This window comes from Pseudomonas sp. LBUM1679, assembly GCF_059695565.1.
Window position 1 is genome coordinate 52,815 of record NZ_CP166774.1, and the last position, 14,588, is coordinate 67,402.

Consider the following 14,588-nt stretch of genomic DNA (forward strand, 5'->3'; position numbering starts at 1 on the left):
GATGAAACTGGCGATGAAGTTGCGGACTCGGCTGTTTCTAAGCATTTCTGCACTGATCACCGTCGCGTTGCTCGGGCTCTTGCTCGGGCTGGTCAGCGTGATGCAGATGGCGGGCACTCAGGAAGCGTTGATCCGAAACAACTTCGTCACCCTCGACCTGGGGCTCAAATTGCGCCAGACCCTTGGCGACCAGTTGATCATCATGCTCAGCGAGCATCCGGATCCTGCTGCATTCGAGCAGTCCAGGCAGCACTATTATCGGTTGCTTGATGAAGGCATTGCCCTGGCCGATTCCGGCAACGACGTTCAGTACGGTTTTGCACAGGCCAAGGCTGACTACCAGAGCTTCATGCAGGCGTACGACCAGTCACCAGACACGTCGCGCGTGTTGACGGGTACCAGTGAACTCACCGAAAAATTCAATACGCTGCGCAATGGCTTGATCGCCGAGCACAAGCGTGCGCTGGATTACATCAATGTCATCGAGCGCCAGGCTCGGGAGCGGGCGCTGCTGGTGGCCGGTCTGCTCGGGCTGGTGGGGTTGGCGGTGCTGATCATCGGCTTCGTGACCGCACACGCCATCGCCCGGCGTTTCGGCGCACCGATAGAGGCCTTGGCCCAGGCGGCGGATAACATCGGGAAAGGCAATTTCGAAGTGACCCTGCCTATTTCTTCGGCAGAGGAAATGAACCAGCTGACCAAACGCTTCGGGATCATGGCCGAGGCCCTGCGCGAGCATCAGGCGACCAATATCGACGAACTGCTCGCCGGTCAGCAGCGTTTGCAGGCGGTACTCGACAGCATCGACGACGGGTTGCTGATGATCGACCGCGAAGGGCATCTGGAACACCTCAACCCCGTGGCACAGCGTCAATTGGGTTGGGACACCGATCGGCTCGGCCAGGGGCTGGGCACCGCTCTGGAGCGCCCCGAGCTTGATGGACAGCTGCAACTGGTGCTGCGCGGCGGGACCCTGGAGCGGGCGCCGGAAGATTTGAGCATCGAGGTCGATGGTGAGTCGCGACTGTTGACCTATAGCCTGACCCCCGTCAGCCACACTCAGGGCCATATTCTCGGCGCCGTGATGGTGTTGCATGACGTCACCGAGCAGCGTGCATTTGAACGGGTGCGCAGCGAGTTCGTGTTGCGCGCCTCCCATGAATTGCGCACACCGGTCACCGGCATGCACATGGCGTTCGGCCTGTTCCGCGAGCGTGCGCATTTCGCCCAGGACTCCCGTGAGGCCGATCTGCTGGACACCGTGAATGAAGAGATGCAGCGCCTGATGCAGTTGATCAACGACCTGCTGAACTTCTCCCGCTATCAGAACGGATTGCAGAAACTCACCCTGGCGCCGTGTTCCATCGACGATTTGCTGGAGCAGGCGCGGGAACGGTATGCCGGCGTGGCGGTGGAGAAGGGCATCAATCTGTTGGTGGAAGTGCAGGGCCCATTGCCCTGGCTACAGGCCGATCAGCCTCAACTGGACCGGGTGCTGGACAACCTGATCGACAACGCCTTGCGCCATACCGGCGCCGACGGGCAGATACGCTTGCAGGCTCGGCGTCATGGGGAGCGGGTGATCATCAGCGTTGAAGACAACGGCGAAGGCATTGCCTACGGCCAGCAAGGGCGGATCTTCGAACCCTTTGTCCAGGTCGGCCGTAAAAAGGGCGGCGCCGGGCTCGGCCTGGCGCTGTGCAAGGAAATCGTGCAATTACATGGCGGACGGATGGGCGTCTATTCGCGGCCGGGGCAGGGGACTCAGTTCTATATGGCGCTGGCGGTGTAAGCGGCTTTCACGCTTCGTCATCCAGGCGTCTGCCCGCCAGCCGGCGGCCACGGGTAATCAGTTCAATGAACTGCACTGCGCTCAACGCATGGGCGAACAGCCAACCCTGACCATATTTCACGCCTTCGCTGCTCAGAAACACCGCTTGCGCTTCATGTTCGATGCCCTCGGCAATCACTTTCAATTTCAGGGCCTGGGCCATTTGAATGATGTACGGTGCCACGCCACTGCTGGCGGCGTCATGGCCCAGCGCATCGATAAAGGCCTTGTCGATTTTCAGGCAATCCACCGGCAGGGTTTGCAGGTAGGCGAGGCTGCAATAACCGGTGCCGAAGTCGTCGATCAGCACCTGATGCCCGACATCGCGCAAGGCCTGCAGGTTTTCCCGGGCCACCACCACATCGATCAATCCCCGCTCGGTGACCTCGAAGGCGATCTGCTTGGCCGCGACCCGATGCAACGTCAGCAAGCGCGCCATCACTTGGCCGATACGCGGCACCATGACGTCGCAGGCTGCGAGGTTGACCGAGATGTATAACTGCGGATTGGCCCGCAACAAATGACCAAGCTGCTCAAGCAAGCGTTGCAGGACGAAGTCGGTGATCTGGCGGATCTGGCCGGTGTTTTCCGCCATCGGGATGAACAGGTCGGGGCTGGTCAGGGTGCCGTCCGGTCTGCGCCAGCGGAGCAAGGCTTCTGCGCCGACACAGTTGCGGCTGTCGAGGTCGAAAATCGGTTGATACAAGACCTGTAACTCGCCCCGCCGAATGGCGCCAGTCAGTTCAGCATCCATCGACTGTCGCTGCTTGACCAGCAGAAACACCAGAAAACCCACGCAGATGCCCAGTGCCAGGCTGGCTGGCAACAGCCACCACCAGACCGCAGGCACGTGCATGCCGGTACGCGGTGTTATAAGTACAAGCTGGTATTCCGGATTGTTGGTGGGCATACGGTAAATCAAGCGTTTGTGCGTGACTTGCAGCGCATCGGGACTCTTCGGGGGCCAAGGTTCGGTCGGGGGCCAGTCCTGCGACACACCCAGTACCGGAATCGCCCGCGTGCCGTGGTCGAGTACCACCAGCAGGCTGCTCCCGGGCGACAGGTCGACCATATCGGTCAAATGCCCGCGAGAGGTCGCGACGCGGAAATTACCGCGCCCGAGCATTAGCGCAGCACGGTTTTCATCAGGTTCGGTGGTGGTGTTCAGCCAATAGCTATAGGTGGGGCCCTTGATATCCGGCGGCCGTAGCAGGGACAGCCCTTCCTGGCGGGGGCGGTTGGAGCAGATCCGCGAATCGTCCCTGTAAGCCGCTTCGTAAACGAAACGGTAATTGAAACTGACTTGCTGCAAGGTCGCGATCATTTCGTCATCGCAGCCCCGCAGCGGCTGCGCTTCGAGGTCGTCGAGGCTTTCACGCAATTGGCCGAAAAGCTGCTCCAGACGGGCCAGGAAGCGCTCGCCCTGGGCATTCATTTCCTCGCTTTCGCTCTGCTCGACCTGATGCATGGCCACAAACAGGCTGCCCGTCATTAACAGGGTTGCGCTCAAGGCAGCAGCAAGCATCGCCAAAAACCAGGGGCGATAAAACCAACTACGTAATGTCTCTCTAGCAGCAGGCATTGGGTACATCCGAAGGATTACCAATGAGTTATAGCTGCTGATTGAGAAAAAGCTCTTACCGTCGGGCGGGCGTCATTATTTTGTCTGATTTAAAACGTGTAAAAGTGCCGCGGTTTGCGCATCCGGGGTGCCATCGAAGCGGGTCGGTCGGAAATGCATCTGGAAGGCCGCAATCACATGGCGCGTCGCGACATCCAGTTCGCCTGTTTGCGGCGTGGGGTAACCCAGGCGGGCCAGCTGCGCCTGATACCAACCGATGCTCGGCAACTGGACGTCGAACTGTACTTGCTGGCGCGCCACGGCCTGCTCGTTCGGCCAGACGCCCAAACCTTCGGCTGCCAGGTGTTTCCAGGGGAACAGCGGTCCCGGATCAAGCTTGCGCAACGGTGCGATGTCGCTATGGCCGATGATGTTGCGCGGGCTGATGGCGTAGCGCTTGCTGATGTCCTTGAGCAACACAATCAGGGACTGGACCTGGGCTTCGCTGTAGGGATACCAGAGACGCTCCCCGTTCGGCGTGTCCTTGAAGCCGGGATTGACGATTTCGATGCCCAGGGAACTGGAGTTCAACCAAGTCCGACCTTGCCACTCGCTCTCGCCGGCGTGCCAGGCCCGCAGGTTTTCATCCATCAACTTATAGATGGTGGCATTTTTGTCGTCGCCGATCAGGTAATGACTGCTGACTTCGCCATGGGTCAGCAACTGCAGCGAGCGCTCCTGCGACGCGGAGGTGTAATGCACCACCACGAACTGGATGCGGCTGTCGTGGTTGACTGAGACATGGCTGGTGTCGAACCGGGGGCCGCTGGCACAACCGGCCAACAGAGCCAGCGAGGCGAGGAGAGCAAAAAATTTCATGGCAGAGGCAATACACGCAAAGACAATAATGCAACAGTGTAACGTACTGCTTTGCGCACAGACGGGCGGCGCCGTCATTTAAACAAATTGGAACAATTGGTTCTAGCCGATTTGCACCTGGTTCCGTCCGGTGTGTTTCGCCTTGTATAGCGCCTGATCGGCCCTTTTCAGCACCAGATCGCTGTGTTCGCCGGCCTTGAACTCGGTCAGCCCGATGGAAAGGGTGATAGTCACCGGTTCGCCCTTGAAGTGGAAAGGACAGGCCTCAATGGCGGTTCGCAGTTTTTCCAGCAGTTTCACGCCGACCCCCGCACCGGTTGCGGGCATCAGCAGTACAAATTCTTCACCGCCGAACCGCGCAATGAAATCTGTCCCGCGAAGGCGTTTGCGCAGTACGCCGGCGATGATTTTCAACACTTTGTCCCCCGCCAGATGGCCATAGTTATCGTTGATGTGTTTGAAATGGTCGAGGTCAAGCATGGCCAGCGACAAAGTATTGCCCTGTTGCTGCCACAGGCTGATTTCATGGTCGAGCCGTTCGCTCCAGGCCGCACGATTGGGCAGGCCGGTCAGCGGGTCGATCAAGGCTTTCTGGCGTTGCTCTTCGAGGTGTTCGCGAAAGCCCAGGGCTTCCTGCTCCATGTGGGCAACCCGTTCGGCCAGGCTGTGCAGGCGGCCCGCCATCTCTTGCTCACGCTCGTCGCGCTGCTTGCGGTGCTGTTCCATGGTATCGAGCAGGCCTTCGAGATGGTTTTCCAGGACGTGCTTGAGGTCGCCCAGGTCGGCCGCTTCGTGCATGCTGCTCTGCAAGCCGTCGACCTGTTCGCGGATCTGCGTATCCATTGCCTGCGCGGCAAAACGGCTGTCGGCATGCCCGGCGCTGGCGGCTTGCAGATTGCTCTGGAACGACTCCAGGCGCTCGTTCAGGCGCTGCAAGTACGTTTCGAATTCGTGTTGGCCGCTGTCGGAAATCGCCAACATCAAGGTTGCCAGATCGTCGAGGATCGGTAGCAGTTCGTACCAGTTCAGCCCGTTTTGCAGACGCTCACGCATCGATTCGGCTTGCGGGCGGTGACGCTCGGGCAATGTCAGATCGTCGAGCAACCCCAGCAGCGTGTCTTCGATATGCCTGGCCACCGAGCTGTAGGACGGCTCGGGGGAGTCCGGCAGCGCGTAGAGCATGTCGTGCTCGCAGAAGTGCGGATCGACCACGGCCAGGGCTGAAGGCGGTGGCGGGGTATCGGGAAGTTCCGCGGTAGTCGGCTCGCGGGGATCGCAGGCCGGTTCAGCCTCAATTGCGGGGGCGACCAGGGGTGTTGCCGGCACTTCGGGTTGTTCGATACACCCTTGAGTGTGCGCCTCGGCTTCTTGCTGCGGCTCAATGATCGGCGGGGCATGGGTCTCCGGGATGGAGGGCTCTACCGTGTTGGCTGATGCCTGGATCTTTTGCGGCTCGATGACGGCCATGGGAGCGACTGGTCGCGCCACAGGCACCTCAGCGACGGCAGAGGCGAGACCGACAGTAGCTGACCGTGTCGCGGCAATCGGCGCCGAGACGGCTTTGGCAGGCTGCATGATGGATGCTTGCGCTGTGAGAGCGACGACGGGCGCTGCGTCATCGGCCTCACGGTGACCGAACAGCCGCTGCAACAGGCCGGGGCGACCGGGTTCTGCCGGGCTTTCAAGCTGACTCAGGGCTTTGGCTTGCAGGCTGCTCAGTTCGCTGAGCAGCAACGGAATCTCACGCGCCTGACTGACGCGTGCGTCCAAGCGTTTGGCGAAATCCTTGAGGGGGCGACTGACTTCCCGGGGCAGCGGCAATGTTTGCAGCTGCGCTACCAGTGCGGTCAGTGCGGCACTGGTCTGATTGACCCGGGTTTCGCGGCGTTGTTCAGAGTCGAGCACGGCTTTCTCCAGCCGCGGAAGCAGGGCAGCCAGGCCGGCGTCCATGTCCTTGGTGCGTATGACTTCGCGCATTTCCTTCATGCACTCGTCAACCGAGCGGTCGGTGCCCTCGGCCGCCAACGTGCTGCGCACCAGTCCACGACACAACAAGTCGAGCCGGGCATCCCATCGGCGCTCGAGCTTTTCCTGTTGTTCGATGCTTTTCAGGTACTTTTCTTTCCAGCGCTGTGTTTCTTCGCTCATTCATGGGGTCCGCGATGGGCAGAACTCAGCGCGGGCAATGCATCGGCCATAAGCGAACCCGGCAGACGAATCTCTACCGCGACCGGCAGGTGATCGGAAATGGGTTGTGCCAGCACCTCGAACTTTTCCAGGGTCAGGGTCGGGCTGAGCAGAATATGGTCCAGGCAGCGTTGCGGGCGCCAACTGGGGAAGGTCGCTTCCAGCTGTGGTGCGAGCAGGCCGAGGTCGCGTAACGGCGAGTTTTGCAGCAAGTCACTGGCATGGGTATTCATGTCGCCCATCAGCACCTGGTGTTTATAGCCCCCGATCAATTCGCGAATGTAGGCCAGTTGCATGCTGCGGGCGCGGGCACCCAGTGCCAGGTGCATCATGACCACCACCAGCGCTTCCGGACCTTCGCCGAAACGTACCAGAATCGCTCCGCGCCCCTTGGGTCCCGGCAACGGATGGTCTTCAATCGCCCATGGGCGCAGGCGGCTGAGCACGCCATTGCTGTGCTGGCCGAGGCGGCCGAGGTTGCGATTGAGTTGTTGATACCAGTAAGGGAACGCACCGAGCTGAGCCAGGTGCTCGACCTGATTGACGTAGCCGGATCGCAGGCTGCCGCCATCGACTTCCTGCAGGGCGACCAGATCGAAGTCGCCCAGCAGATTGCCGATTTTTTGCAGATTGTCGGCACGCCCGGTGTGCGGCAACAGATGTTGCCAGCCTCGGGTCAGATAGTGCCGATACCGCTCGGTACTGATGCCGACCTGGATATTGAAACTGAGCAAGCGCAGGCGGCTGTCTGCGGGCAGCCCCGTCGATTCCAGGTGGTGCTCGTTGACCCGCGGATCATGCAGGCCAACGACGCGTTCAGTACCCCAGCGGCGCATGGCAGGCCCCGCGCTTAGTTGGCGGCAGCCTTGTTAGCCGCTCGCTCTTTGTCGATCAGTTTGTCGGCCAGCTGCAAGGCCTGCTCGGCACCGCCGGCAGAGCCTACGTCGAAGCGATACTTGCCGTTGACGATCATGGTCGGAACACCGGTGATTTCATACTTTTTGGCCAGGTCAGTGGCCTTGACGATCTGGCCCTTGATCGCGAACGAGTCGAAGGTGGCCAGGAACTTGTCCTTGTCTACGCCCTGGGTGACCAGGAAGTCTGCCATTTCATTCTTGTCGACCAGCTTCTTGTGTTCTTTCTGAATGGCGTTGAACACCGCAGCGTGAACCTTGTCTTCGACGCCCATGGCTTCAAGGGTCAGGAACAGCTGGCCGTGTGCGTTCCACGGGCCACCGAACATGGCTGGAATGCGCACGAAGTTCACGTCGGAAGGCAATTTCTCAACCCAAGGGTTGATCACCGGTTCGAAAGCATAGCAATGCGGGCAGCCGTACCAGAACAGCTCCACCACTTCGATCTTGCCAGGAACGGCGACTGGAACCGGATTAGTCAGTTCGACATAAGGGGCGGCGGGTGCTTCAGCGGCTTGGGCAGTCATGCCGAACAGGCTGGCAGCGACGAATGCGGCGCTGATGATCAGATTACGCATGCTTTACTCCTGGACAAATGGGGTCGCCTCGCGCGACCTGTTTTCAGACAGATCATGGCGGGCTTGAGTTCTGTAGTGTAACGGCAGCAGCCACAAAAAAGGGCGGCCAAGGCCACCCTTTTTATGCTTGCATCGACAGATTAATCGAGCGTTAACATTGCAAGAGATGTGCACCCCGTGCAACGTTCGCTCGGCGGTCTCAGTGCAAGCCTTGAATATAGCTGGAGACTGCAGCGATATCTTCGTCGCTCAACTTTTTGGCAATACTTTGCATCGGTTTGGTATCGCCATCGTTGGCCCGACCGCCTTCTTCCTTGCGGAAATCGGTCAGTTGCTTGGCAATGTATTGCGCATGTTGACCGCCCAGATGAGGGAAGCCGGCCGCTGCGTTGCCCTTGCCGTCTGGCGAGTGGCAGCCGGTGCAGGATGGCAGGCCCTTGGCCAGGTCACCACCACGGAACAAGGCTTCACCGCGAGACACGACTTTCGGGTCGGCGGCGCCAACGCTGCCTTTCTGGCTGGCGAAGTAGGCGGAGATATCGGCCAGGTCCTGATCGCTCAGGTTGGTCAGCAGGCCGGTCATTTCCAGTACCGTGCGTTTGCCGGACTTGATGTCGTGCAACTGCTTGTTCAGATAACGTTCGCCCTGGCCCGCCAGTTTCGGAAAGTTAGGCGCCATGCTGTTGCCATCCGGGCCATGACAGGCGCCACATACTGCGGCTTTCGCCTGACCAGCAGTTGCATCACCTGCAGCATGGGCTACGCCGGAGATCCCCACGGTCAACAGCAGACTCACGATCAATTTGTTCATCAGCTAATCCAACTACGGCTAAGGGTTAAAGAGTTATGGACCGGAATCACTCGCTCATCCACTGGATGATGGCTCGGTAATCCTCGGCACTGCAGTCCATGCACAAACCACGCGGCGGCATCGCCTTGAAACCCTGGGTCACGTGTTGCACCAGCGTCTCCATACCTTTCGCCAACCTCGGCGTCCAAGCTTCCTGATCGCCCTTCTTGGGCGCCATGGGTAGTTGGCCGGAATGACAGGCACCACAAACACGGTTGTACACAGCTTCCGGATCCTGTGTAGCCTGAGCGCTGTAAAGCGGCATCAAGACACCGGCAGCTAGCAGCCATTTCGTCATAAAACGACCTTTTCAGGGTTGAGAGCGTTCTGCGTTCTAATGCGCAATCAAGGTCAATCGCTCTCGTGAACTTCATCCTACGCTGGGACAAAGCGCACACAAAATCTGCGGCATTATATACTGGCGTCACTGAAACGGAAACGACACCGCTTGCCGCGTCCATTCCCGGCGCCGCCCACATCGGAAATCTCATGCAATTCAAGAACCCCATCCTCGGCCTGTGCCAACAGTCCACCTTCATGCTCAGCGCCGCCAAAGTCGATCAATGTCCCGACGATGAAGGCTTTGAAGTAGCCTTCGCCGGGCGTTCCAACGCCGGCAAATCCAGCGCGCTGAACACCCTGACGCACGCCAGCCTGGCGCGAACCTCGAAAACTCCGGGGCGCACGCAGCTGTTGAACTTCTTCAAGCTAGACGATGAACGCCGTCTGGTCGACCTGCCGGGTTACGGTTACGCAAAAGTACCGATCCCGTTGAAGCTGCACTGGCAGCGTCACCTGGAAGCCTATCTGGGCGGCCGCGAAAGTTTGAAGGGTCTGATTCTGATGATGGATATCCGTCATCCAATGACCGATTTCGACCTGCTGATGCTCGACTGGGCCGTCGCCGCCGGCATGCCGATGCACATTCTGCTGACCAAAGCGGACAAGCTGACCTACGGCGCAGCAAAAAACACGCTGCTCAAGGTTCAGGCGGACATTCGTAAAGGTTGGGGCGATGCCGTGTCGATTCAGCTGTTTTCCGCGCCGAAACGCCTGGGCCTGGAAGACGCCTACACTGTGTTGGCAGGCTGGATGGAACTGGCGGACAAGGGCGCCGAGGTTGCCGAGTAAGGTTGCCAGATTAAATCGCGGGCAAAAAAAACCCCGGACTTCTATGGGGAGGGGGAAGTTCCGGGGTTCAAGTTCCGGACCGTTAGGGCGGGGTCCAGATATCTGCCAACACTTAACACAACATAGGAGCATCGAAGGGCTTCACCAGCCATTCAGTAACTCTGAGTGGCATTTCACGGGTTTAGTTCCTGAAACGGTAAAAAACCATTGGAAATAAACCCGCGTGTTTTCCGGACTATAGCCCCCTGTAGGAGCGAGCTTGCTCGCGATGGTCGTTAACGATAACGCGTGTTTACTGGCTAAACGCGGTGCCTTTGAATCCATCGCGAGCCAGCTCGCTCCTACAGAACGCAGCGCTCTCGGTCCATCGTCGGAACGCCGCCCGGAGCAAGCTCGCCCCTGCATTAACAGGGTCTAGTGCGCCTCATCCCAGTTATTGCCGACACCCACCTCGACCAGCAGCGGCACATCCAGTTGCGCTGCATCGCTCATGTGCACGCGAATTTCCTCTCGAACCTGGTCGATCAGGTCTTCGCGCACTTCAAGCACCAATTCATCGTGCACCTGCAGGATGACTTTGGCGTCGAGGCCTGAGGCGGTCAGCCAGTTATCCACTGCGACCATGGCTTTCTTGATGATGTCCGCCGCGGTGCCCTGCATTGGCGCGTTGATCGCCGTGCGCTCGGCACCTTTGCGCAGGGCCGGGTTTTTCGCGTTGATTTCCGGCAGGTACAGACGACGACCGAAGATGGTTTCGACGAAACCCTGCTCGGCGGCCTGGGCGCGGGTGCGCTCCATGTACGCCAGCACGCCGGGATAACGGGTGAAGTACCGGTCGATATAAGCCTGGGACTGCTTGCGATCGACGCCAATCTGCTTGGCCAGGCCAAAGGCGCTCATGCCGTAGATCAAACCGAAGTTGATTGCCTTGGCGCTACGCCGCTGGTCGGTGGTGACCGCGTCCAATTCAACGCCGAAGACTTCCGCCGCGGTGGCCTTATGCACGTCCAGGTCGTTGCGGAAGGCGTACAGCAAGCCTTCGTCCTTGGCCAGGTGAGCCATGATCCGCAGTTCGATCTGCGAATAGTCCGCGGCCAGCAGCTTGTAGCCTTTTGGCGCGACGAACGCCTGACGAATCCGCCGGCCTTCAGCGGTACGGATCGGAATATTCTGCAGGTTCGGATCGATCGACGACAAGCGTCCGGTGGCGGCGACGGCTTGCTGATAAGACGTATGGATGCGGCCGGTGCGAGCGTTGATCTGCTCTGGCAAACGGTCGGTGTAAGTGCTTTTGAGTTTGCTCAGCGAGCGGTACTGCATCAGCACCTTGGGCAACGGGTAGTCCTGTTCGGCCAGTTCGGCCAACACCGCTTCGGCCGTCGAGGCCTGGCCCTTGGCGGTTTTGCTGAGAACCGGCAAACCGAGTTTTTCGTAAAGGATCACGCCCAGTTGTTTCGGCGAGCCGAGGTTGAACTCTTCACCGGCGATGGCGAAGGCCTCGCGCTCCAGGGCGACCAGTTTCTCGCCCAACTCGACGCTCTGGATGCCCAGCAGGTTGGCGTCCACGAGCGCGCCCTGGCGTTCGATACGGGCCAGTACCGGCATCAGCGGCATTTCAATGTCGTTCAGCACTTTGCCCAGGCTTGGCGTGGCGGCCAGCTTTTCCTGCAAAGCCAGGTGCAGGCGGAAGGTGACATCGGCATCTTCGGCGGCATAGGGACCCGCCAGCTCAAGAGAGATCTGATCAAAGGTCAGCTGCTTGACGCCTTTGCCCGCGATCTCGTGAATGTCGGTCTTGCTTTGGCCCAGGTACTTGAGCGCCAGGCTGTCCATGTCGTGACGGGTGGCTGTCGAGTCGAGTACGTAAGACTCGAGCATGGTGTCGAAGGCAATACCCCGGACAATGATCCCGTTGCTCTGATCGCCACCGATGGCGCAATTGGCCAGGATGTTGGTTTCGAACTTGGCGTGCTGGCCGACTTTCAGTTTATTCGGGTTTTCCAGCAGCGGCTTCAGCGCCAGCAGTACTGTGTCGCGATCCAGCTGTTCCGGCACGCCCATGTAGGAGTGGGTCAGCGGAATGTAGGCTGCTTCGTTGGCCGCGAAGGAAAATGACAGGCCAACCAGTTGCGAGTGCTGGGCATCGTTGCCATTGGTCTCGGTGACGAAGGCGATCAGCGGTGCCTTGGCGAGTTTGTCCAGCCAGGCCTCGAAGCGTTTCTGGTCAAGGATGGTTTCGTACTTCGCCTCGACGGCGCCCGGCTGCTCGTCGACGACCTCGACAATGTCCTGACCCGAGCGCTTGGCGTCGCGTTGGTTCTCTTCGAACCAGCTCTTGAATTCCAGCAGGGTGTAGAGCTCGGCGAGCTTGTCGTGGTCCGGCTTGCCCATTTGCAAGTCGTCCAGGCCGATATCCAGCGGTACATCGATCTTGATCGTCGCCAGCCGGTAGGAGAGAAACGCCATCTCCTTGTGTTCTTCAAGCTTGGCCGGCAGAGTCTTGGCCCCGCGAATCGGCAGGGTCGGCACGATATCGAGCTGCGCGTAAAGCTCGGTCAGGCCGCCGTTCACGCCGACCAGCAGCCCGGAAGCGGTCTTCGGGCCGATGCCCGGAACGCCCGGAATGTTGTCGGACGAATCGCCCATCAATGCCAGATAATCGATGATCTGCTCGGGAGCGACGCCGAATTTCTCCTTCACGCCCTCCACGTCCAGCGCGCTACCGGTCATGGTATTGACCAAGGTAATGTGCCCGTCGACCAGTTGCGCCATGTCCTTGTCGCCGGTGGAGATCACCACCGGGCGGTCGGCGGCTGCACTGCTGCGAGCCAGGGTGCCGATCACGTCGTCCGCTTCGACGTTGTCCACGCACAGCAATGGAAAGCCCAGGGCCTTGACGCTGGCATGCAGTGGTTCGATCTGGACGCGCATGTCGTCGGGCATGCTCGGACGGTTGGCCTTGTATTCGGCGAACATTTCGTCACGGAATGTCCCGCCCTTGGCGTCGAACACCACGGCGAACGGACTGTCCGGGTATTGCTTGCGCAGACTCTTGAGCATGTTCAACACGCCTTTGACCGCACCGGTCGGCAGGCCTTTGGACGTGGTGAGCGGTGGCAGGGCGTGAAACGCGCGGTACAGGTAAGAAGAACCGTCCACCAGGACGAGGGGGGCTTGGCTCATGAGCAGGATCAACCTTTTCGGCGGGTCCGGCGCTAGAATAGCGGGACCGTTGACGACAAAGGGACAAGGTTATCATGCGCACACTAAATCGCTTGCTGTTGGCTGGCTTGTTTGCAGCCGTTCCGTTCGCCGTCATGGCGGCTGATGATGCGCCGACTCCGGAGCCTGAAGTCACGATCCGCACGGAAGGGGACAAGGTCATTCAGGAATACCGCCAAAACGGTTTCCTGTACGCGATCAAGGTCACGCCGAAGGGCGCACCACCGTATTTTCTGGTGCGCGCGGACGGTACAGATGCAAACTTCATCCGCTCGGATCAGCCCGATATGCTGATTCCGTCGTGGAAGATCTTCGAGTGGAAATAGTTTCCTAATTTCAATCGGCGCTGGCTCAAGTGGCAGCGCCCGTACTGGCAGTTTTAACCATGTCTGTGTTTACCCCGCTGGCTCGGCCCGAGCTGGAAACCTTTCTCGCCCCATACGGGCTCGGCCGCCTGCTCGATTTCCAGGGGATTGCCGCCGGTAGCGAAAACACCAATTTCTTTATCAGCCTGGAGCAGGGCGAATTTGTCCTGACCCTGGTTGAGCGCGGTCCGGTTCAGGAAATGCCGTTCTTCATCGAACTGCTCGATGTGCTGCACGACGCCAACTTGCCGGTGCCCTACGCGCTGCGCACTACTGATGGCGTGGCCTTGCGTGAGCTGGCCGGCAAACCGGCGCTGTTGCAACCGCGCCTGGCTGGCAAGCACATCAAGGAGGCCAACGCTCAGCATTGCGCTCAGGTCGGCGAGCTGCTGGCTCATCTGCACCTGGCGACTCAGGCCAACATGATCAAGCGCAAGACCGATCGCGGCCTGGACTGGATGCAGGAGGAGGGCACGCAGCTGCTTTCTCACCTGAAAGCCGGGCAGAGCGATCTGTTGCAACGGGCGCTGGAGGAAATCACCCGGCAGAAGACCAAAATTCTGGCCCTGCCGCGCGCCAACATCCACGCCGACCTGTTTCGCGACAACGCGATGTTTGAAGGCACGCACCTGACCGGTTTGATCGACTTCTACAACGCCTGCTCGGGGCCGATGCTCTACGACGTGGCGATTGCCTTGAATGACTGGTGTTCGGACGAGGACGGGAAGATCAACGGGCCGCGGGCGCGAGCATTGCTGGGCGCTTATGCTGCGTTGCGGCCGTTCACCGCTGCAGAAGCTGAGCTGTGGCCGACCCTGTTGCGGGTGGCGTGTGTGCGGTTCTGGTTGTCGCGGTTGATCGCTGCGCAGGCGTTTGCCGGGCAGGATGTGTTGATTCACGATCCGATGGAGTTTGAGCAGCGGCTGGCGCAGCGGCAGAAAGTCAGTACACCGTTGCCTTTCGCCCTCTAAAAGCTTCGCGGGCAAGCCCGCTCCCACAGATTTTGTGTCGTTCGCCAATAGTGCGAACAACACAAAAACCTGTGGGAGCGGGCTTGCCCGCGATTGGGG

The 14,588-nt window shown here is 59.8% G+C and carries 12 protein-coding genes; 4 read left to right on the forward strand and 8 right to left on the reverse strand.

Annotated features, from left to right (window positions below; translation table 11 throughout):
• The first annotated feature begins 1 nt into the window (after position 1).
• The gene (locus tag ACA062_RS00245) at positions 2-1,792 is read left to right on the forward strand and encodes a KinB sensor domain-containing domain (RefSeq protein ID WP_497454721.1); all 1,791 of its coding nucleotides are present in this window, start codon (positions 2-4) and stop codon (positions 1,790-1,792) included.
• A 7-nt stretch (positions 1,793-1,799) separates the two neighbouring features.
• Here ACA062_RS00245 and ACA062_RS00250 read toward each other — a convergent pair whose 3' ends face one another.
• The 7 genes from ACA062_RS00250 to ACA062_RS00280 form a co-directional block, all read right to left on the reverse strand.
• The gene (locus ACA062_RS00250) at positions 1,800-3,413 is read right to left on the reverse strand and encodes an EAL domain-containing protein (RefSeq protein ID WP_497454722.1); all 1,614 of its coding nucleotides are present in this window, start codon (positions 3,411-3,413) and stop codon (positions 1,800-1,802) included.
• A 75-nt stretch (positions 3,414-3,488) separates the two neighbouring features.
• Positions 3,489-4,271, reverse strand: coding sequence for an N-acetylmuramoyl-L-alanine amidase (locus tag ACA062_RS00255; RefSeq protein ID WP_497454723.1), 783 nt, complete (start codon positions 4,269-4,271; stop codon positions 3,489-3,491).
• A gap of 102 nt (positions 4,272-4,373) precedes the next feature.
• Positions 4,374-6,419, reverse strand: a complete 2,046-nt coding sequence (locus tag ACA062_RS00260) for a GGDEF domain-containing protein (RefSeq protein ID WP_497454724.1) — start codon at positions 6,417-6,419, stop codon at positions 4,374-4,376.
• The gene (locus tag ACA062_RS00265) at positions 6,416-7,294 is read right to left on the reverse strand and encodes an endonuclease/exonuclease/phosphatase family protein (RefSeq protein ID WP_497454725.1); all 879 of its coding nucleotides are present in this window, start codon (positions 7,292-7,294) and stop codon (positions 6,416-6,418) included. Before ACA062_RS00265 ends, ACA062_RS00260 begins: the two co-directional genes overlap by 4 nt.
• A 14-nt stretch (positions 7,295-7,308) precedes the next feature.
• The gene (locus tag ACA062_RS00270) at positions 7,309-7,950 is read right to left on the reverse strand and encodes a thiol:disulfide interchange protein DsbA/DsbL (RefSeq protein WP_497454726.1); all 642 of its coding nucleotides are present in this window, start codon (positions 7,948-7,950) and stop codon (positions 7,309-7,311) included.
• 199 nt (positions 7,951-8,149) lie between these two features.
• A complete protein-coding gene (locus ACA062_RS00275) occupies positions 8,150-8,761 on the reverse strand; it encodes a c-type cytochrome (RefSeq protein WP_128874649.1) in 612 nt (203 codons plus the stop codon).
• Between the two features lie 46 nt (positions 8,762-8,807).
• Complete coding sequence (locus ACA062_RS00280; RefSeq protein WP_128874650.1) at positions 8,808-9,098, reverse strand: c-type cytochrome; 291 nt, start codon at positions 9,096-9,098, stop codon at positions 8,808-8,810.
• 191 nt (positions 9,099-9,289) lie between these two features.
• On the opposite strand from ACA062_RS00280, the gene yihA reads away from it, so the two are divergent.
• Positions 9,290-9,931: a ribosome biogenesis GTP-binding protein YihA/YsxC gene (gene yihA / locus ACA062_RS00285; RefSeq protein ID WP_128874651.1), complete on the forward strand. Its 642-nt coding sequence runs from the start codon at positions 9,290-9,292 to the stop codon at positions 9,929-9,931.
• Between the two features lie 414 nt (positions 9,932-10,345).
• Here yihA and polA read toward each other — a convergent pair whose 3' ends face one another.
• Positions 10,346-13,114: a DNA polymerase I gene (gene polA, locus ACA062_RS00290; protein WP_497454727.1), complete on the reverse strand. Its 2,769-nt coding sequence runs from the start codon at positions 13,112-13,114 to the stop codon at positions 10,346-10,348.
• A gap of 74 nt (positions 13,115-13,188) precedes the next feature.
• Between polA and ACA062_RS00295 the strand changes: the two genes are divergently transcribed.
• Positions 13,189-13,479, forward strand: a complete 291-nt coding sequence (locus tag ACA062_RS00295; protein ID WP_497454728.1) for a DUF2782 domain-containing protein — start codon at positions 13,189-13,191, stop codon at positions 13,477-13,479.
• Positions 13,480-13,538: 59 nt separating this feature from the next.
• Entirely contained in the window at positions 13,539-14,489 is a 951-nt protein-coding gene (locus ACA062_RS00300) for a homoserine kinase (RefSeq protein ID WP_497454729.1), read from the forward strand.
• The last annotated feature ends 99 nt before the right edge of the window (positions 14,490-14,588 follow it).